The following is a 21,133-nucleotide window of genomic DNA, read 5'->3' on the forward strand; positions in this document are numbered from 1 at the left end:
ATAAAATCTTTCAAAGAACTCTTTCTTTAATTGCTAAGAGAAACCGTATTTCTCAAAAGCGAGTGCAAAAGTACTAACTATTTTCCATTCCACCAAATTCTTCGGCAAAAAAGTTCGATAAATAGATATATTTTAACACTCGTAAACACTTCGAGCTTTCAAAAATCCTTTTATACCTTATTATATATATGAAATAGATTCAAAAATACAGTTTGGCAATTTCTACTTGCCATTCTCATGATCCTTTTAGCGACAAAAGCGGTTTCTAGTCTGATAAAATACACATAAAAGACAAAAGCTTTGCTCTTTTCAAGAATTATTTGTACTTTTGCACTCAAAAAATAAAATCAGAATAAGCCTATGTTACATATTGCAGAATATTTCCCAATAACTGACCCTACGTTGATATTCTTCGTAGTACTCCTCATCATTCTATTTGCCCCAATCATCATGGGTAAATTAAGAATTCCCCACATCATAGGAATGGTTTTGGCAGGAGTACTGGTCGGTAAATACGGACTCAATATCCTGGAACGAGACTCATCTTTCGAGCTGTTCGGAAAGGTGGGGCTTTATTACATCATGTTCCTAGCCGCCTTGGAAATGGACATGGAAGGCATGAAGAAGAACAAGATGAGACTACTCATTTATGGTCTTCTTACCTGTTTCGTTCCTTTTTTCCTTACGTTCGGCATGAGTATCTGGCTGCTTCATTATTCCTTCAGGGCTTCCATGCTTCTAAGTTGTATCATGGCATCCAACACCTTGATAGCCTATCCTATCGTGGCACGCTATGGATTGCAACAGAAGCCAAGCGTTACGTTGAGTGTGGGTTCCAGTATGCTTTCACTTTTGATAGCCCTCATCATGCTGGCGGGTCTCGTAGCTTCATTTTCCAAGCACGACGGTATCCTTTTCTGGCTATTTTTCGCAGCCAAGTTTGCTGCATATTGCGGATTCATGATATTTCTGATTCCAAGACTAACGCGATGGTTTCTACGCAGATACAGCGATGCCGTAATGCAGTTTATCTTTGTGATGGCGATGCTTTTCATGAGTGCAACCTTATCCCAGATGGTAGGTATCGAAGGTGTCTTCGGTGCCTTCTTTGCGGGTCTTATATTAAATAGGTATATCCCGCACGTGTCTCCGCTGATGAACCGATTGGAGTTTACGGGCAATGCACTCTTCATTCCATACTTCCTGATAGGTGTGGGCATGCTCATCAATGTGGGGTTGCTTTTCCAGGGCGGTCATATTCTTTGGGTAGTATTCTGCATTGTTTTCTTCGGAACATTAGGAAAAGCCATCGCCGCCTATGCCGCCTGCTTCGGATTCCGGTTGCCGCTGTCATCGGGTCACATGATGTTCGGCTTGACTTCTGCCCATGCCGCCGGCAGTATCGCCATGGTGATGGTGGGTATGAACATTCTGGTGGGTCCGAACACCTATCTGGTAAACGATGACATGCTGAACGGCGTGGTGATGATGATTCTCTGTACCTGCATCATCTCTTCGATGCTCACCGACTGGAGTTCCAGAAAGATTATCCTCCGCGACAAGGAACTACCAGATGCAGAAGATGACAAGAAAGCAAGCGATGAGAAGATTCTCATTCCTGTGAAATATCCGGAATATGCAGACAACCTGATGAACCTTGCTTTCCTGGTAAGAAACCAGAAATTGAACAGAGGACTGGTTTGCCTGAATGTTGTGTATGATGACAAGGATATGCGATACAAGCAGGAACAGGGCCGCCAGCTGCTGGACCATTGCAGCCAACTTGCGGCAGCCACAGACGTGATGACGCAGACGCAGGTCCGCATCGCAGCCAACATCGCCAACGGCATCAAGCATGCCTTCAACGAGTTCCAGTGTTCCGAAATCATCATCGGCATGCACATGCATCCTGAGGTTTCACCTAAATTCTGGGGAGAGTTCCATCAGAGTCTGTTCAACGGACTGAGCCGCCAGATTATCATGGCGCGCATCAAGCAACCGCTCAATACCCTGCGTCGCATAGAAGTGGCAGTACCATCCAGAGCCGAGTTTGAACCAGGCTTCTACAGATGGGTAGAACGTCTTGCCCGACTAGCAGGCAATCTGGATTGCCGTATCCAATTCCACGGTCGCGAGGAAACCCTGGCACTCATCAACGAATATATCACCAACCGTCATCATGAAGTACGTGCAGACTACACCCTGATGAATCATTGGAACGAGATGCCTCGAATAGCTTCCCAGATAGCGGAAGACCACATGTTGGTGATTATCACAGCCCGTAAGGGAACTGTATCTCACAAGACAGCTCTCGAACGCTTACCGGAAGAAATCACCCGCTTCTTCCTGGGAACCAATCTGATGATTATCTTCCCAGACCAGCATGGAGACTCCTCTGGCAATAACCTGACATTTGCCGAACCGCAACATCAGGAGGAAATTAGTGCTTATGTCGCATTCAACCAATGGATAAAAAAGAGATTCAGAAAATAATCCAAGATTTTCCAACAATAATAAAGGTCGCCAAGATTATGGCGACCTTTATTGTTATCAAATAGTTTATTACGTATTCTTATCGAACAGTTTATTTCGTATTCAGAACCAGCTTTCTGGCTTTCATCTTTTCGCCAGCTACAGAAAGTTCTATCTTTCCCGGCTTATTGCCGGCTCTCAATATCACGAGGGCGGAACCCTGGAAGAGATTGCGCTGAATGGTCTTCTCCAACTGGGTCTTTCCGATATGAAGCTCATCCGAAGCGATGTTTCCGTTATCCACCGCCACGATATTCGCATCGCCTTTCACGGTGAAAGTCAACTTGTCGAATGCCTTGGCATCCTTCATGTTCAGCACTCTTCTGCCCTTCTTATCCACGGCATAGATGCGGACGTGCATCAGATCCTTACCATCAGCATGCCAGGTCTCCACATCCGGAACCAGCTTCAGAGCCACAGCCTCGCCCGTGGTCTCTATCTGATGGCGAGCCACCACCTTGCCGTTCTTCTTAGCCACAGCCACCAGAGTGCCTGGAGCATAGGCGATGTTGTCCCACTTGATGCGGGCGCGGAGCTTAGGATCGTTGCTGTTCTTCTTCACTCCCAGACTCTTGCCGTTGAGGAAGAGTTCCACCTCGTCGCCATTTGTATAGGTATAGAGCGAAACCTTCTCGCCTGCCTCACGGTTCCAGTTTTCAGAAAGCTTTCCGGCAGAAACATTGATGCCATTCCACTGGATGTTGCCACCCGATTTCTCGATAACACCGATGTGAACGGTTGGCTCGTCAGTAAACATGCTCTTCACGAAATAAGCATCCGGCTTGGGCTGAAGAGAAAGGTCGAACACACCCTGGTTCCATCCCTTGACTGGCCATCCCATGCTCTCGCCCAGGTAATCGATGGCGCCCCAATAGGCAAGACCAATCACCTTGTCACGGTCCATCTCGTAGAAGTTAGGACCCATGGCAGCCACACTTGCCTCACTCTGATAGAAGGTTTTCTCCGGATAGCGCTTGCTGTCGCCAGGGAAGTACATGTAACGGTAGTTATATGAATTCACCTCAGTCTCTATTGCCAGGTCGGCTGGAATGGAATCCGTCTCCAGGTTGCGATAGCGGGGATGCATCGCCACGGTGGTGAGTCGGGTATCGTCATAACGGTGCAGCAACTCCTTCTGGAGCTTATAAGCCGTAACGCCCCAATCATTGAAAGGCAGGTTGCTGTATTGCTGCAACTCATTTCCCAGGCTCCACATCACCACCGAAGGATGGTTTCTGTCTCGCTTCACCCACTCAGGAACATCCTTTTGCCAGAGACTCTCCCATTCCACTCTGCCACCGGCATATTGGGTAAGCCACTTGTCGTAAAGCTCATCCACTACCAGGATGCCATACTTATCGCAGAGTTTCAGGAAATCCTCGCTATATGGATTATGAGAGGTGCGGATATGGTTCATTCCGAATTCCTTCATCAGTTTCAGTCGCTTCTCGATGGCACGCGGATAGGCGGCAGCACCAAGGGCACCGAGGGTATGATGATTGGCATAACCCTTGAGGAGAACCTTCTTGCCGTTCACCATCAAGCCCTTCTGTGGGATGATTTCGATGGTGCGCACACCAAACGGCTCCTTTATCTGATCGGCAATATTGCCCTCACTGTCATAAAGCGTCACCTCGGCAGTATATAAATAAGGTGAATCCGGCGACCACAACTTGGCGTTTTCCAAAGAGATACTTGGCAATTCATACTCTCTGTCTCTCCATTTGGCATTGAAGTGGATGTCGTTCTTCTGCTCAGCCACCACCTTGCCATCGGCATCGAGAATGCGAACGCCCACCAGCATCTTGGCAGCAGTCTGTCCCTTAGCCACCTTCTGCTGGTTGATAATTTCCGCCTTGATCTTCACCTCCCTGTTGCCCTGTGTACGGATAAAGAGCGGATGGCGAGGGAAGAACAGATCCTTATTGGTAACGATGAGGTTGACATCACGATAGAGACCGGCACCCGTAAACCAGCGGGAGTTGCTTGGATTTTGCGTATCCGCCTTGACTGCGATTTCGTTCGTCTGTCCCCATTTCAAGAGTTTGCTCAGGTCGATATCGAAGCCCAGGTATCCATAGTCGGTACCACCGATTCGCTGACCGTTCAGATAGACATCGCCCACCAGCATGATGCCCTGGAAGTCGAGCACGATGCGCTTTCCCTTCCATTCGTCCTTAGGCGTAAGTTCGTAGCGATACCAGCCGATGCCCATCTCCTTGAATCCACGGGAACTCAATCGGCTGCGCACATTGCTGCCCGCATCGCTATTGTCAGGTCGCTCGCTGGCATCCGGAGCCACCCAGTCCTGTCCTATCAGGAAATCATGTGGCAGATTCACCACATCATCCACGCTCTGGGTTGATTTCAACTCAGCTATGTTCTTCACATCACCACGATGGAACTGCCATCCCTGGTTGATGCTGATGGTATCGCGCACCGCTGCATCAGCCGAAAGGGTTCCCATCAAAGGCAAACCACCCAGCAGCAACGAGGCGAAAAGTATTGTCTTTCTATTCATTCCAAATTCATTTAATATGAGATTTTTGAAACAAAAGAACTAATCATAAAGTTCAATGTTCAAAGCTCAAAGTTCAATGTTTAAAGTATTAATTTCCGTCTGGCTTGGTTACATCCTGATTCACGGATGGATACCATACGAATTGATTGAAATCATCAGGCTGGGCAGGATTGAAGTCCTTCCAGTCTGCACGGAGAAACTTCACGATAGGCAGATTGAGCTGTTTCATGCCCATCACCACCATCTTAGCCACCTCGTAGGCACCGTATGGATTGAAGTGGGTGTTATCCTCCAAAGCCTTAGTCTGGTTGGGATAAGTATTTGCCGGATAGTGAACCAGCGACTTCTTACTGTTCTCATACCCCAAGGTCTCGAAGAAAGTGCGGGTCATATCGTGAAGTTCTATCACAGGCACGCCCTCTCGCTTCGCCACAGCTCGCATGGCATCAGGATAATCGCCATGAGTTTCCTGAATCTTGCTATGGGTAGCATCGTCAAAACGGCGGCGCTGGGTAGGAGTTACGAAGATGATGTTGCCACCCTTCTTGCGTACCTCGTCGATAAACTTCTTCAGATTGAAAGAGAAATTATACCAAGCACCACTGCCCACATACTTCTCCTTCTGGTCGTTATGCCCGAACTCACAAATCACATAGTCGCCCTTCTTCATCATCGCCAACACCTTGTCCAGACGGTTGGAGGCAAGGAAGGAACCGGCAGTCAATCCGCTTTCAGCATGGTTTGAGATAGCCACCTCCGGACCAAACCAGCGGGTCACCATCTGTCCCCAGGAAGCGTATGGCTCCGTAAACTGATCAACTACCGTAGAGTTGCCACAAAGAAACAAGGTAATGGTTTCGGCTGGAGCCGGCTCCACCTTGATACTCTTTACTGCTGGGGCAGCACCCGTAAACTCCAGAGTCAACTTCTCGTCCCAGGTAAAGTAATCCTTCTCGCGAGGCTTGATCTTTACGTTCATCTTCGCATTGATATAAGGGCTGCGCTTGTTCACGATGAAGGAGTAAGTCTTGAACTCGCCTTTCCTGGTGCTCACCTCGTCGAGCATCAAACGGCGGTTCTCTGCACGAACCACAGTCTTGCCCGCTTTCTTCTTAGAACCGAGCGCCACGGTCACCTTATAGTTGCCATCCGCCACCTTCACGGAATAGAAGAAAGGCGCATTGCTCTTTGCCTTTGGAGCAGCCAAGATGTCATATCCCTGACCCTTCTCAGCAGAATAGACAGGCTGCGCCTTCAACAGGTCGATATCGAAAGTCTGGGCATTGGCGGCTACCGTAGAAGCCAGCGCCAGCAGACCGGTGAATAAAAAATTTCTTGTCTTCATTTTGATCCTTCTTTTAAGAACAATCTTTTTCCATTGCTTTACTTCAGATACTTCGCCAAAGGACTCTTCATCTTCTTCAAACCCTTAGCCACGCACTTGGCATTATGCTGGGCACCCTTCAGACTGGTGTGGGTATGATCCTTCTTGTAATAAGCCTTCACCTTTTCCTTACCTATCTTATCATAAGAATCGGCAGCGATGTTGTGGAGGTCGAGGAAGGCAACGCCTGTCTCTGCAACGATTTCGCGATACCACTTGCCGTAGGTATCGTTTCGGCGCTCCATCTTTCCGTCAGGCCACTCGTTGCGAGGAGTCAGGGAAACGAGGATTGGGGTAGCACCCTTCTCGCGCACATCCTGGATGAACTTCTTCAGATACCAGCCAAAGGAATAAACCACCTCATACTGCTTGCTCTCTTCCATCTGATAGACATGGCAGGTATCCTTGGCACTAGGAATGGAACCGCGCATCTTCTTGTCGGTCATAGAACAGATGTCGTTGTGTCCGAACTCGATGAGCACGTAGTCGCCCGGCTGAAGACTGTTGTATACCTTATCCCATCTTCCCTCGTTGAGATAAGAACGGGAACTGCGCCCCGCCTTGGCTGCATTCACGCAGGTAATCTTCTTAGGATTGAAGATGGTATAAGCCTGAGAGCCCCAGCCCCACATGCCGTCTTCGTCCTTATCGGCATTCTTTACGGTACTGTCTCCGGTGAAGAAGACGACCGGTTTGCCCGGTTCGCGCTTGAAATTCTCTACCGGCAAAGCCACATTGATCATCATCGCCTGCAAAGGAGCCAGACTTGGATCCTTGCTCTCTGCCAATCCCTCAGCAGCCGAACGGGCATTCATCATCGCTCCGAAACGGGAGGTGTGGATATGGTCGGTGAAGAAATGATACTTCTCCTTCCAATGACCATAGCTGTCGAGCTTGGCTGCAGAAATCTCGTTCAGATCTACAAAAGGAACGCCTTCCTGCTCTGCCACCTGCTTTGCCCACAATCCGAAGGTCTTGTTGACGCGGATAATCTTGTCGTTCTCATCGTAGGCATCACGAGGAGTAAGCGACATCAGGATAGGATGAGCACCCAGTGCCTTGCAGTCGTTGATATATTTGCGCATGTATTCGCCGTAAGTATAGACGGTTTCCTTCACGCCCGTCTCCTTGATGGTGACATTGAGCGAATCCTTGCCGATGCCAGGGATGCTGGCACGTGCTCTTCCGCTATCGTAAGGACCATTGTCGTTATGACCGATGGAGATGATTACCCAGTCGCCAGCCTTGATGCCCCTGCGCACATCCGGCCACAGACGGTTATAGAAGGTACGGCTGCTCATGCCTCCGAGCGCCTGGTTCTCTACCGTAATCTTGTTGGCATCGAAGAACTCGTGCTCGTAGTATCCCCAGCCCCACTGACCGTTATTACCATTACCCAATGTGCCATTGCGCATGGTAGAGTTACCTATGAGGAAGAGCACCGGGTTGTTGCCCTTGCGGCTGGTTCCCGGCTGTATTCGAGCGGTCATCGCCTTGTTCAGGCTATCTACGGTATTGTCGATAACCTTGTTGACATCTTCCATCGGTTTTGCCACCTGGGCAAAAGAAGCTGTTGTTGCCGCCATCAATGAAATGGCGAATAATATTCTTTTCATTAGCTACGTTTTTTTTATCAAATTATATTCGCAAGTACAGGAGTTAAAGAAGTTAAAGGAGTTATCGCTCCCTACGGTCGCTGAGGAGTTAAGACAATAGTCTTTTTTGCATAGTTTTTAAGCAGCAAGACATACGTCTTAACTTCCTTAACTCCTTTAACTTCCTGATATGCGAAAGCTCAGTTATTTTATATACAAGAGAATTCTTCACTCTTCGTTCTTCATTCTTCACTTCATCCTTTCTGCATGATCGGGCAGATAATATCCCAGATGTGGAGGCTGGTTATAGCCTACATTCTGCCATGCCACTCCCATACGGTAAATATGGTCGTGCATCAGGGTTGGAACCCGATATTCCGTAGGGAAATTGGTGGTGAAGATGTTGAGATGCGATGCATCGCTCTTGTCCCAATAGATGACTTCCTCTCGCCAGTCGCCGAAGAGGTCAGCCTGCAGATTCGGGGTCGCCTTCGACCAGTTGCAACTCACCGAGTTTCCCATCTCGTAGAGCTGTTTTCCATTGCTCAAAGGCAAAGCCACCGCCTCGCTGCCGTTCCATTTCTGGAGATAAGGAGGAAAATGAGGAGAACGCCCGTTTGCCAGAAGTTCATCCTGCAAGTCACCATCCCAATAGATCCGGAAGTTCATTGCCGGCATTCTGGAAACAGCTCTGAAACTCGTTTTTTCATTACTTCTGAAATGATCAGCTTCATGATTCTTCTGAGAGGATAAAAATGATTCTGCCGAAACAGGCTTACCCTTAATATCTCTTACTACAGGAGCATCCGAACACCAATATTCATATCCCCGATGCCTGGAATCGATATCAGCAGCCACTCCTCTTCCGGTATCTTCCTTATCGAGTGTACGGAACAGGATTTCGCCTGTTCTCGCATCCCGCAGGTCAGAACCGTAAGGATATTCTTCGTGTACCATATAATATTCCAAGCCCGGACGGTCGGGATCCAGGTCAGCAAGATGCTGCGCATCGCCATGTCCCAATCCGGTAGAATACAACAAGGTTCCGTCAGGGTTGATGGCAGCCGAACCGTATGTGATTTCGTCACGTCCGTCTCCGTCCACATCGCCCACAGCCAGACTGTGCGCTCCCTGGGCATAGGCAGTTGCCTTACATCCATGAGCTTCCTTCAGCACCTTTCCGTCGGCATCGGTCACCTTCCAGTCGTTGGGAGTCAGCGAAGCATGGAGCCATTTGGTCTTGAGTTCCTTTCCGTCGAAATCTACCGCCCAGAGATAAGAGCGGATATAATAGCCACGGCACATTACGGCACTCGGCTTCTTGTCGGCACCCTCCAGGAAAGCCACACCAGCCAGGTATCGCTCGCCACGGTTGCCATAGTTTGCCTTGTCGCCCCAAACAGAAGAGTAGGCAGGGAATCCGTTCTCCAGATGCTCCCCCTCTTCCACCTGATTGCCCGTACCGAAGGCTCGGTTGGGCTCATACCAGATGGTATGCATCGCCTTTCCGGTTTCGCCATGGAAGACCGTCAGCAGTTCAGGACCAGTCATAATGCGACCTCTGGAATTGCGATAGTCGACATGGTTGTCGATGGAGCGGATTCCTTCATCCGTAGCCACATCGCTCACAAACCTGCCCCTGGCATCTACCGACCCAGCCGATGTCTTGCAGACCATTTCTGCCTTGCCATCGCCGTCGAAATCATAGACCAGGAACTGGGTATAGTGGGCACCGGCACGGATATTCTTACCCAGATTGATGCGCCAGAGCTGGGTTCCGTCGAGCTTGTAGCAGTCGAAGATGACCTCTCCCGTATAGCCGTCATGCGAATTGTCATGGGCATTGGTCGGGTCCCATTTCAAGATGATTTCATATTCTCCGTCTCCATCCACATCGCCCACGCTACAGTCGTTGGGTGTATATTCGTAGGATTTTCCATCGGGAGTGACACCGCCGGCAGGACGGTTGATGGGCAGGGAGCGATAGAGATCATTCCATGGCTTCACCTCCTTCGAAACTTCTCTTTCAGCCGGAGCATCCATCCTGGGTTCCTTCTGATAAGTGATGATTCGATAGCTGCTGGCAGCAGAACCTTTCCGGTCTGTATAATTGGTCAGCTTCACCTGATGGGCGATAATCTTTCCATCTCTTTCTATGTCGAAGCATACGTTCTTGCTGTCCGTACCCAGCAATCGCCAGCTGAGGAAGATTCCCTTGTCCTGGGCAGGCAAAGCCACCAGACCACGGCCCAGCTTCTCCATCTGCGATACCGGAGTCGGCACTTGTGCATGGAGATGAGAGCAGGGAGCCATTGTCAGCGCCATACTCATCATCGGAAATAACATTTGTTTGATTTGCATGATGATAGTTGTTTATTATTTTGTATTTCTGCTACAAAAGTACGCATAATCCGGTTCATCTACCTGGTAAAAATATCCAAAGAAGCGGACAATCATACAATTCGTCTGTTATTTTCCCGTATGAGAAGAAAAAAGGCGATACCTTTCTGCCAGGAGAAAGATACCGCCCTTTGTCATATATGATTCTGTTCTATAGATATCCGATTAGTAACCAGGATTCTGCATCTTCTCCTTCTCCTCATTGCTCAGGGAAGCACCATTCGCATTGGTGATACCGTCGAGGAATGACTGAGGAATTGGACGATAGTAATGCTTGGCTGGGTCGAACTTACCGATGCCACGCTGAGAACCATCGTTGAATGCATTCCAGCGAGCCTCCAAGGTCTTGGTACGTGCCAAGTCTTCCCAACGCTGGCTTTCACCAATCAGCTCACGGGTACGCTCATTCAGGAGGAAGCACATTATCTTCTCTGCCTCAGTGTTGCACTTCAAGGCTTCGTAGATAGGCTTGTCTGCCTCTGAGTTCAGAATGTCATCAACACTGTTCAGATGCATGCTGCTCTTGGTTGCGGCGGTAGTTACAGGAATGTTGTTTGACTCGAAGTAAGTGTTCTCCTCTGTATAGATGGCACCCTCGGCAGAGAAACCGCCACCCTTGTTGGTGCAGACACTATTCTTCTTGTAAGCCTGACCACCGTCACGGCTGATAGAGCGATCCTCACCCTCAGCGTATCCGGCACGGTCGCGAACCATGTTGAGATACTTGATGGCATTGCTGTAATCCTTCTTGCGGATATAAGCCTCGGCAACCATCAGCACATCGTCAGCAGAACGGGCAATGATGGCATCGCGGGTACCAAACTGAGAAGCGATAGAGTTGCGGGCTCCGTCACGGAACTTAGACAAGGCTACACCACGGTTGTGTGGATAGATGGTATAGTAATTACCAGAGTGAGTAGTATTGTCCTTGGCTGTATTCCACTGGAATGGCTGACCGGCATAGTAGCGTACAAAGGTATGCTCTGGGCAGACCTTGCCATTCTTCAATACGAAATCCTCTGACTTAGACTCGTTGCCATTCTTGTCATGACCAGGAGTGAAACGGGTATCACCAGGATTGTTGACGATATACTTCAAACCAATCTGACCACCCACGAAGCGATGCTCGCCAGCTACATCCTCTGCAGTATATTCATCAGGATTCTTAGCCATGACTTCAGCATCCCACTTTGGAGCACCATTGGTATAGTTGCAGCCATACTTGGTGATGAATGACTTCCAGAAACGGGAGTCGTTCACGCGGTCGAATACCTGGATGGTATATTCAGTAGAGCTTACATAGCTGAACTCACGGTCGCCGGAAATATCTCGCTTCATACCTGCCAGGTTCTGATATACAGATGGGAAGCAGAGGTGCATCTGGTTACCGAAACGGCCCCAGGAGTCGCTGTTGTCAGAGAACTGGGCAGCAAGTACCACCTCGCTCACCTGCTCATTGGCACCATCAGGCTCGGTGTAGTCCCAGAGTTCCTGGAAGTTGCTGCACAATGGATGCTTCTTGATTACCTCGTCGCCATACTTGATGACTGCAGCCAGGTCGGCATCCTTATACTGGGAGTTCCAGCTGTCGTGCAGTTCTGATGCACGGAACAGATGAGCCTTTGCCAGGAAGTGGGCTGCAGCCGACTTGGTGAGACGGCCCAGCTGCTTGTCCTCAGGTTCCTCAGGCAGCAGTTCGTATGCCTTCTCGAAGTCTGAGATGATCTGGGCGAAGCACTCCTCCTCAGAATTACGGGTATAAGTATAATTGATTACACCATTGCTCGGTTCCAGCTTCAATGGCACACCGCCATACTGCTTAACCAGCTCGAAGTAGGCATAGGCACGGAAGAAGTAGCCCTCGCCCAGACGAATGTTATACTTGGCGCTCTTCTGGTTGTAATACAGAGGCACGTTCTGAATCAGGATGTTGGCTGGTTCAATGGTACCATACATATTGTCCCACAAAGGCTGGTTGGAAGCTGTCTCACCAGAGTTCAGCCCCGTAGCATAATGGTTCCATGCTGCGATATCGTTGGCACCGCCGGTAAACTCGTCGATACCCATGTTATACATATTATATCCCCAGATATAGTTGAACTTGAACTTCAACTTCTGATAAGTACCTGTAGTCAGGTCGTTGATACCAGCCTCTGTCTTGAAGTAGGCTGTACCCTTCTCTGTAATCAGCTTCTCGTCGAGAAACGAGTCGCTGCATGATGTCATTGCTGTTCCCAATGTCGCTCCCAAGAGAAGAGAAGCGAATAATATCTTATTTGTTTTCATGATGAATGTCCTGTTTTTAGAATCCAATGTTTAATCCGATAACCCAGCTCTTGATGGTTGTACCTGAACCGAAAGAGGCTGAGTTGTTGTCATAACTCAAGAGGTCGGTATCAAGCCACTTGCACTTCTTGTAGATAGTGAACGGGTTCATTGCCTGAACATAAACCTTGAGGTTGCTCATGCCCAACTTGTTTGTAATATTCTTAGGGAAGGTATAACCCAGAGAAATGTTACGCATCTTGATGTATGAACCGTCCTGATAGTTCATGGAGCCAGAATAAGCATCTGCTGCCTGACCGTTAGAACCAGGAGCATAATACTCAGCGTCCTCATTAACACCGGCTATCCAGTAGTCCAGATCACGCATTGCATACATACCACCGAGGGTTTCTGCACCCTTGGTTACGGTAAACTTCCAGCGGGCATAGATGAAGCAGGACAACTCGAAGTTCTTGTAGCTGAAGGTGTTGTGCCAACCGCCTGACCAGCGTGGACGAACCTTACCTACAATCTGACGGTCGTTGGCGTCAATCTTGCCGTCAGGATTTACATCCTTCACCTTGATCTGACCTGGCTTGCGACCGAACTTGGCTGCTTCTTCAGCCTCAGAGGTCTTCCAGATTCCATCATATACATAGTCGTAGTAAACGCCGATTTCCTCACCTACGAAGAGACGGTCGTTCACATTCTCCTTCACGCCATTGTTCAACTTATCCACACGGTTGCGGTCGATAGTCCAGGTAAGACTGGTATTCCATTCGAAATCCTTGGTCTTCACTGGGATGGCATTCAACTGCAGATCAACACCCCAGCCGGAAGTCTCACCTACGTTGGCAAATGTGCTGGTATAACCGGTCAGAGATGGGATGGTGGTAGCCAGAATCAGATCGGTAGTCTTGTTGTGATAGTAGTCAACACTACCGCTGATACGGTTGTTGATGAAACCGAAGTCGAGACCGATGTTCCACTGCTTGGTTCTCTCCCAACCGAGGTCGATGTTCGCCATCTTATTAGGATTCTTGGCTGAAGCATCTGATGGCAGATAACCTACGGATGTTGTTGCTCCCCAGGTATATACGTTGCTCTGAACAGCACCCTGAGTAGCATAAGGATCAACTGCATAGTTACCAGAGATACCATAACCCAGACGGAGTTTCAGGTTGCTCACCCAGTCCGCCTTCTGCATGAACTTCTCCTGGTCGATGCGCCAACCGAGCGCTACGGATGGGAAGGAAGCCCACTTATGACCGTCAGCCAACTGAGAGGCACCATCGGTACGTACACTGGCTGTCAACATATACTTATCTGCATAGGTATAGTTCACACGAGCCATGTAGGAAGCCAACTGGCTTTCTGTCAGACCGGTTGTATACTGCAATGGTTTGCTCAGAGAGCTGGTGTTCCACCACAACTCATCGGCACTAGCCACGTTAGACTTGATGTTGCCGTTCTCATAGTGATACTTGGAAGCACTCTGCAAGAGGGTCAGGCCGATGCGATGGTTCTTGGCAATGGTCTTGTTGTAGTAAATCAGGTTATCGAGTGTCCAGGATACCTTGTTGGATGGGTTGTACTGAGCCACGTTGTTGCCGTCGCCGTTGATACCGTCAGCAGCATTGGCGATGCCCAGACGATAGTACTGCAGTTCAGGACCAAACTGGATGCGGTACTGCAAGCCCTCCAATGGCTCCCATATCTTGCCAAAGTCTACCTGAGCGTAGGCGCTGCCGTTGATGCGGAAGTTGGTACGCTTGTTGGTATTGTATTTCAACTCATCGATTGGGTTGATGATGTTCACGTTGTAAGCCCATGGATTGCGGATATAATTGCCCTCAGAATCGTAAGGCACGGTCCATGGAATCATGGTATTCAGGGCATTGTAGTAATCGCCCGCACCGGTTACTGACTTGCTGTAGTTGTAACCGTAGTTCTGGGTTCCGTATGAAGCATTCATGGTGAAGCCCAATGTCAATGGAGCTACTGGTCTAGCCTCGAAAGATGTATTCAGGGTGAAGCGCTGATAGCTCTGACCTGGCTGAGTGCCCTTCTGGTTCAAATAACCGAAGGAACCATAGCCCTTGAACTTGTCTGTACCGCCCGAAGCGCTGATAGTATGCTCGTGGGTTACGCCGGTCTGCTTACCCTGTGAAGCCCAGTCGTAAGAACCGACGAGCTCTGGATGATAAGTACCGTTCACCCAAGCCTGATCGATATTGGCCCAGCTGGCTGGTTCACCGCCAAAGAGTTTCTGGTCGCTGGCATAGTCAGGAGCGAAATCTGCCTTAGGATCACCATAGCCACCATAGTTGTATGCTGCACGGCGGGCATAGTCTATCCACTGTGTGGCATTCATCATCTTGGTTACGTCGTGGAGAGTTGAGAAGGTAACGGTACCTGCATAGTTCAGGGTCACCTTGCCTTCCTTACCTCTCTTGGTGGTTACGAGTACCACACCATTGGCACCACGTGCACCATAGATAGCGGTAGCAGAAGCATCCTTCAATACCTCGATGCTCTCGATATCCTGAGGGTTGATATTCTCGATACCACCGTTCTGGATAATCATACCGTCTACTACATAGAGCGGAGTACTTTTGGCACCGATGGAGCGCTGACCACGGATGGTGATGCTACCCACTGTACCAGGACGCTGGGAGTTGGTGATATCCACACCGGCAGTCTTACCCTGCATACCCTCCAGGGCATCCTTTACAGGCATCGCTGTCAGGTCCTTTGAATCCAGGTGAGCCAAGGCTCCGGTCACATCGCTCTTGCGCTGCACACCATAACCTACTACCACGACTTCATCCAAAGCCTTGTTATCTTCCTGCAATGTTACCTTCAGATCGCTCTTTCCGGCAACGCTTATCTTTTGGGCAATATAGCCGATATATGAGATTTCCACAGTAGCATTCTTTGGCACATTGGTCAAAGTAAAGTTACCATCTAGATCAGTTACGGCACCATTGGTAGTGCCTACTACCTTAACACTGGCGCCAATGACTGGCTCGCCCATGTTATCTACAACTGTACCTTTTACTGTTTTAGCTTGCTGTACTACATTTGTAGCCGCATTCACCTGAGTTGCTCCTACAGGGGAGAACATCAATGCTGAGCAAAAAAGAGTAACAGGCAAAACAGACTCTTTAAAAAATAGTTTGTTGTCCATGTCTTATTACGTTTTTTGGTTTATTTGTTATTATTTCGGTCGCAAAAGTACACTAATTCTTGCCAACAATACTTAATATTTTGGCTATTCACCCTTATTATTTGACATTTATTAGTTTTTTTGCCATTTTCGTTCATGTTCAAGCTTCAGAAGGGAGGGAGGAAGGGGAGTGTTCAGGAGTTAAAGGAGTTGAGGAATTAAGGAGTTAAGACGTATGTCTTGCTGCTTAAAAAACTACGCCAAAAAGACTATTGTCTTAACTCCTTTAACTCCTTAACTTCTGAACACTTCTGAACCTGCGAAACTTCTATATATATAATTAAGGTGTACCCCCCGGCTAGATGATGGTAATCCAGACGGATTCACCCTTTCCCCTCGCTTCGCCGATGCACTTCTTCAGGCGATGCAGCCAGATGCGGGAGTTCACCACCATGCCCTTCTGCCTGTTCTCGCCCACCAGGATGCAGCCCTGGGTATCGTCGGGATAGTTGCCGGCATGGATGCGGACGCCCTCAAAATCGGGCACACCCTGAAGATACGGCAACCACTCCTTGAAACGGGGCGATAGGGTAACGAGCAGAGGATAGGTGCCTTCGGGTATGGCGGTATGTCCCTTCATCTTCTGCGCCTTCTTGCCCGATACCCTGCCCAGGCGCACGTTCTCCTCCTCAGGCTGCAGTTCCACGCCCTTCAGATTGCGCCACGTCGGCTCCAGGGTATCGCAGAAATAGTTCTCCTCCGACAGCAGCTTGCCGTCTACCGTGTGTTCAAACCATCGCTTCAGCTGGGGATGCGCCCAAGAGGAATGCACCTTCCGCTCTACCTCCTCATCCTTCAGGATAAAGAGGCGTCCGATGGTATAACTGTTCTTTTTAGCTATACGCTTCAATACAATTTCCATAAATTTCAATTAATTAAAGTTTAGGAATCAAGCTCCTGACCGTCATGACGGTATTTGAGCTTCTTAAAACTGTAACTTCTGTAACCGTAACCGTTTTTGCCGTCCTCAGATTCCATGCGCACGATATACTTGCGATAAATCCATTGCTTGATGACGTTCTTGCAGCCCTGCGCTTTCAGTCCGTGTTCCAGACGGATGGCTTCCAGCTGCGGTTCGGTGAAGACATCGGGCAGAAGCTGCAGGATATTCTCCGGTCCTCGCTTTGAACTCTTCTCTGCAGTGCTCGCCTCCTTGGCTATCATATCCCCGAAGAAACGCATCTTGCAGTAGAGGTCGTAGCGCTCGCTCCAGCGGATGAAATCCTCTATCTCCGGCTCCCATCTGTAGCCGTTTGCCACATAGAGCACGCACGCCTTCAGATAGGCGATGACGTTGGCACGGAACGAGAAATTCTCGAAGATGCGGTTCTGCGAGGTACGGGAAAACTCGGCATTCTCGTTCTTCAATACCTCGGCAAGCCGATACGCCTCTTCGCATTCCACCAGCCCCGTTGCCATACAGAGATTTTCGATGTAGGGCTTCAGGGCTTTTCTGAATTCATCATCGTAGGTTCCATATACCGGGATGTCCTCACCGATATCACGCTCCGGAATGGTACTGAAATTGATACGGCTCAGCGGACCGTCGGTCAACACCTTGGAGAAATAGCGCTGCCCCTTGTCAATGGTGGTGGAAGCATTCCAGTTGAAACGGATGGTGACACGCTCGGTTACGCTCTGGGTTCCCACACGAGTCTGACCATATTGATTATCTGGGTCGAAAGCGAGACACATGATGCGGAACTGCTGATTGCCGATACCCTTCAGTGCATCAAACTGGTCGATTTCGTTCAGCGAAGTATAAAGGAAATGTTCCTTTGCTTCAGCGGTACGCATCACGAAGGCAGGATTGGTCATATCGGCATCAATCTCCTGAATAATCAGATTTTCAGGGCGTTTGCGCTTATCCTTGTTGGCACCCTTTCGCATCATCTCCTCTTTCCATTCCTTCTCACGCTTCAGGTTTTCGGCATCTCTTTTACGGATATCCTCCATGATGAAATCGATAGGTTTCTGTACACAACTTTTACCAGCACCAGTGCCTGCAAGCAGACAGGTCATCAGGGTAGCTTCGTGCTCCACGTTATCGATATATCTGAATTTCGTTCTCCAGAGATGGGTAGCCAGCGGAGGGAAAATGGCGCAAGCCACGGCTGGCTGATAAATCTCCGGTGTCTTCGAGATAAGTAACTCCACCAGCTTCGGCAGCTTCTTCGGCATCGGTGGAGGGGCGGGATACTCTTCTTCGTTACTTTGAACTCCGTTACTTTGAACTTGGAACATTGAACTTTGAACTGTATGATTACCCGCCAGGCGTTCACGTTCCGGGGATTTGCAATCCCCGGCAAGCAAGCTCTTAGCCGCCTGCTCCGCCAAGGCATTCACCCGAATCACATCTCTAGAGAAAGGCTTGGAGCTATCCCCATATTTCGCATAGAAGTCATGGATAAGCTGGTGGCAGTCGGGTTCCTGATAATAGCTCGGCATTCTCTTCGCCACCACCTTCATCAGTTCCTCTTCGCTCATCACACGAGAAGCGCCAGCACTCATGATGGCAAGCAGGGAGGAATGTCTTGACCCCACGGTATCAATATTCATCCCCTTGAGTCCCGCAGATTCCTGAAACAGGTCGAAGGCTATCAGATTCTTCTCACTGGCAGAACCTGCTTCTGAGGCTGCCAATCTGCCAGCATTCTGAGCATCTCCAGCAGGGCTGAGATGAGAATCAGCAACACGATTGCTATCACCAGGTTGGGCAGGCTGAATAGCAGAGCCAGAAGAAACAGCGTTATCGCCAGGAGTGCCCGGAAATCTATTGTCTTCACTTTGAACATTGAACTTTGAACATTGAACTTTATGATTACTTTGAACTTTGAGATTTGAACTTGGAACTTTATGATTACTATCGCTAGGTATTTGCCCCTGAAAGTCCCCCGCCAGGCGTTCCGGGGATTTGCAATCCCCGGCAAGCAAGCTGTAGCGAGCCGTCCCCTTACCGTCAATCGTAAGCCCACGCTTCAAGAAAGCCTCTCTACGGGCTTTCAGCTCCTCTGCGGGCAGCACCCCATACCAGTCCTTGGAGCGGTAAATCTCCGAGTCTTTATCCGTGATATAGATCATTCTTTCGGGCGAGATGCAGCTCTCATCATAAGGCACGCCCAGCGCCTCACAATACGCCTTCTGCGTCTCCTCGATGGTCATCCCTATCGGCATGCGGATGTCGATATGCAGCTTATTTTTTGCAGAATACTCCAGGTGCAGCAGCATCCCTTTCCAGATGCTGTCGCTGCAGTTCAGCTCGCGCGCCTTCTCCAGCGCCTGCTCCACAAACTCCTTATCATCCACATCCACGGTAGTCTGAAAAAGGAAAGCCGTAGGGTCAGCATTGCTCTGCGATCTACGGTTTTTCAGAAAACGGTAGTAGTGAGCACAACGGAAGGGCAACTGCCCCTTGATTCTCTGTCGTGCCTTGGCGAGCTGGGCATCATCAGTCCTGTCCACGCTGCGAATGGACTTCTCGCCACGAATCTGCAGCACCATCTCGTGCAGCCATGGCAGCGAGATGGTCTTGTCATAAGCTGAGAGCGGCTGGCAGCTTGCGCTGCCCTTATTCCCCCCTCGGAACCCATTGAATGCAATCCAATGTTGCATCGTTTCATTTTTCATGTCCATAATAATATTAAAAAGAAATTAACGCCAAAGCCCCCCTCCTCCAGAAGAAAGCCCCTCCAGAAGGAGCAAGGAAGGAACGAAGGAGGAGCGAAGAAGGGAGCCGCAGAAGGAGCAAGGAAGCCCCCTCTGAGCCACCGTTCCAGGCGTTTCCAACGCCTGGTCCCCTTCCTCAAGTCCCCCGCCAGAAGCAGACCCCCTCCTTCTTTACCCCAGGCTCTTCACCTCGTACATCTCCGCGAGCTCCCAGTAACGATGCGCCAGGTCGTGAATAAACTTCCTGCCCTTTTCGGTCCATACCAGATAGGTATGCGTCACCGCCTTGCCCATCTTCTCCTTTCTTCCGTCGCAGTTCGGGTCCAGAAAGGCTTGATAACGGGTGCGGCTCTTCGCCAGTCCCATGTGCGCATACTCCGCATAGAGCAGATACTGCCCACTCTGGTAATACTGCACATGCAGCGCACAGAGCGAGCGGTTCAGTTCCTGCGCCGTGATACCCAGCTCCTTCGCCACCTGGGTGGTGGTGAAGCACGAAACGGAATCCAGCACATTGTCGCTGTAAATCGCCTTAGGCAGAAGCCCGTCCACCTGCTTCTCCAGGTTGATGACGTTCTCGCCCTGGATAGAAGCCCATCTCGTCTGCTCATCCAGCACTCCGTTGAGACGTCTGATCTCCACATCCTGCTCGTCGATGAGTTTCTTGTCAAGTCCCAACTGCACTTCCTGCTGATGCAGCAGTTTCTTCTGCTGCTCCAGCAGCATCTCCTTTTCCTTCAGGGTAGCACGGAGAATCTCCTCGGCATTGCGAATCATCTCCTCCTCGCTCTCCCCTTCATGCACCGGGATATAACCGCCCGTCTTGCGAATCTGAGGCAGCACCACCGAGGTAACCCAATCCTTGAACTTCAAAGCCGAAGCCAACTTAGAACCGAGCACCAGGGCATAAAATCCGCTCTCGTTGACGAAGTTCATCTGCACGTTCTGCACCTTTCCTTCAGAAACGCCAAAACGATTTTTGACAGTTCTAGCAATGCGGTATTTCGCCGTATCGCTAGACCTAACATGCTGTCTTACAGCGTCTGTAGCTCTCTTATATCCCAGCGCATCACACAAATCCTTAGCACAGAACCAAGGCTCGCCCTTCTCATCAGTAGCGGTACGAACCATTCCGAACTCCGGATTTTCAAACACACACACAGGTGCAGCCACCTTCTTATTTTTAGAAGACTGTGCACCACACTTGGCAGGGCTAGCAGCCTTGCTGCCCCCCACCTTCTGATTCATTAAATTTGTCATAAATAATAAAATTAAATGTAAATAATTGAACTTTTCGCAAGTCAGCCCCTTAGAACATATCATAAAGTTCAAAGTTCAATGTTCAATGTAAAAAAAATAATTGTATCAACCTTGTCAAAGAACGATGGGCTGATACGCTGCGCCACTTACAACATGGCAGGAAACCTATCCCAGCAACCTGGCGATAGGAAACGGAAAAGCCCCAGACCTCAGAACCGGTATCGTTCTGAAATCTGGGGCAAAAGTAGAAAGAATATCCCGTTACGCCATTTCCGCCGAAT

The 21,133-nt window shown here is 49.4% G+C and carries 10 protein-coding genes; 1 reads left to right on the forward strand and 9 read right to left on the reverse strand.

The window, feature by feature from the left end; all coding sequences use genetic code 11:
* Positions 1-360: 360 nt before the first annotated feature.
* On the forward strand, positions 361-2,493 hold the full coding sequence (locus ACQRBJ_RS13795; RefSeq protein WP_441934098.1) for a cation:proton antiporter: 2,133 nt from the start codon (positions 361-363) through the stop codon (positions 2,491-2,493).
* 91 nt (positions 2,494-2,584) lie between these two features.
* On the opposite strand, the gene ACQRBJ_RS13800 is transcribed toward ACQRBJ_RS13795, so the two are convergent.
* The 9 genes from ACQRBJ_RS13800 to ACQRBJ_RS13840 all read right to left on the reverse strand — a co-directional run bounded on the left by ACQRBJ_RS13800 (position 2,585) and on the right by ACQRBJ_RS13840 (position 20,852).
* Positions 2,585-5,053, reverse strand: a complete 2,469-nt coding sequence (locus tag ACQRBJ_RS13800; RefSeq protein WP_445303934.1) for a glycoside hydrolase family 2 TIM barrel-domain containing protein — start codon at positions 5,051-5,053, stop codon at positions 2,585-2,587.
* 88 nt (positions 5,054-5,141) lie between these two features.
* On the reverse strand, positions 5,142-6,398 hold the full coding sequence (locus ACQRBJ_RS13805) for a rhamnogalacturonan acetylesterase (RefSeq protein WP_445303935.1): 1,257 nt from the start codon (positions 6,396-6,398) through the stop codon (positions 5,142-5,144).
* Positions 6,399-6,436: 38 nt separating this feature from the next.
* Positions 6,437-8,053, reverse strand: coding sequence for a rhamnogalacturonan acetylesterase (locus tag ACQRBJ_RS13810; protein ID WP_441934104.1), 1,617 nt, complete (start codon positions 8,051-8,053; stop codon positions 6,437-6,439).
* Positions 8,054-8,281: 228 nt separating this feature from the next.
* Complete coding sequence (locus tag ACQRBJ_RS13815) at positions 8,282-10,393, reverse strand: rhamnogalacturonan lyase (RefSeq protein WP_445303936.1); 2,112 nt, start codon at positions 10,391-10,393, stop codon at positions 8,282-8,284.
* Between the two features lie 204 nt (positions 10,394-10,597).
* On the reverse strand, positions 10,598-12,718 hold the full coding sequence (locus ACQRBJ_RS13820) for a RagB/SusD family nutrient uptake outer membrane protein (protein ID WP_295346100.1): 2,121 nt from the start codon (positions 12,716-12,718) through the stop codon (positions 10,598-10,600).
* A gap of 16 nt (positions 12,719-12,734) precedes the next feature.
* Complete coding sequence (locus ACQRBJ_RS13825) at positions 12,735-15,824, reverse strand: SusC/RagA family TonB-linked outer membrane protein (RefSeq protein WP_445303945.1); 3,090 nt, start codon at positions 15,822-15,824, stop codon at positions 12,735-12,737.
* A 400-nt stretch (positions 15,825-16,224) separates the two neighbouring features.
* Positions 16,225-16,788, reverse strand: a complete 564-nt coding sequence (locus ACQRBJ_RS13830) for a DUF5675 family protein (RefSeq protein ID WP_294971262.1) — start codon at positions 16,786-16,788, stop codon at positions 16,225-16,227.
* Between the two features lie 20 nt (positions 16,789-16,808).
* A complete protein-coding gene (locus tag ACQRBJ_RS13835) occupies positions 16,809-19,559 on the reverse strand; it encodes a hypothetical protein (protein ID WP_445303937.1) in 2,751 nt (916 codons plus the stop codon).
* 204 nt (positions 19,560-19,763) lie between these two features.
* A complete protein-coding gene (locus tag ACQRBJ_RS13840) occupies positions 19,764-20,852 on the reverse strand; it encodes a BRO family protein (protein ID WP_294971266.1) in 1,089 nt (362 codons plus the stop codon).
* Positions 20,853-21,133: the final 281 nt, after the last annotated feature.

Origin of the sequence: Prevotella sp. SGI.167 (genome assembly GCF_050313615.1) — a bacterium.
Taxonomy (GTDB): Bacteria; Bacteroidota; Bacteroidia; order Bacteroidales; family Bacteroidaceae; genus Prevotella.

Excerpts from the sequence above, each read along its gene's own strand:
- ACQRBJ_RS13800 (WP_445303934.1), bottom strand. The coding sequence starts at position 5,053 with ATGAATAGAAAGACAATACTTTTCGCCTCGTTGCTGCTGGGTGGTTTG.
- ACQRBJ_RS13820 (WP_295346100.1), bottom strand. The coding sequence starts at position 12,718 with ATGAAAACAAATAAGATATTATTCGCTTCTCTTCTCTTGGGAGCGACA.
- ACQRBJ_RS13795 (WP_441934098.1), top strand. The coding sequence starts at position 361 with ATGTTACATATTGCAGAATATTTCCCAATAACTGACCCTACGTTGATA.
- ACQRBJ_RS13810 (WP_441934104.1), bottom strand. The coding sequence starts at position 8,053 with ATGAAAAGAATATTATTCGCCATTTCATTGATGGCGGCAACAACAGCT.
- ACQRBJ_RS13830 (WP_294971262.1), bottom strand. The coding sequence starts at position 16,788 with ATGGAAATTGTATTGAAGCGTATAGCTAAAAAGAACAGTTATACCATC.
- ACQRBJ_RS13835 (WP_445303937.1), bottom strand. The coding sequence starts at position 19,559 with ATGGACATGAAAAATGAAACGATGCAACATTGGATTGCATTCAATGGG.
- ACQRBJ_RS13805 (WP_445303935.1), bottom strand. The coding sequence starts at position 6,398 with ATGAAGACAAGAAATTTTTTATTCACCGGTCTGCTGGCGCTGGCTTCT.
- ACQRBJ_RS13840 (WP_294971266.1), bottom strand. The coding sequence starts at position 20,852 with ATGACAAATTTAATGAATCAGAAGGTGGGGGGCAGCAAGGCTGCTAGC.
- ACQRBJ_RS13825 (WP_445303945.1), bottom strand. The coding sequence starts at position 15,824 with ATGTTCTCCCCTGTAGGAGCAACTCAGGTGAATGCGGCTACAAATGTA.
- ACQRBJ_RS13815 (WP_445303936.1), bottom strand. The coding sequence starts at position 10,393 with ATGCAAATCAAACAAATGTTATTTCCGATGATGAGTATGGCGCTGACA.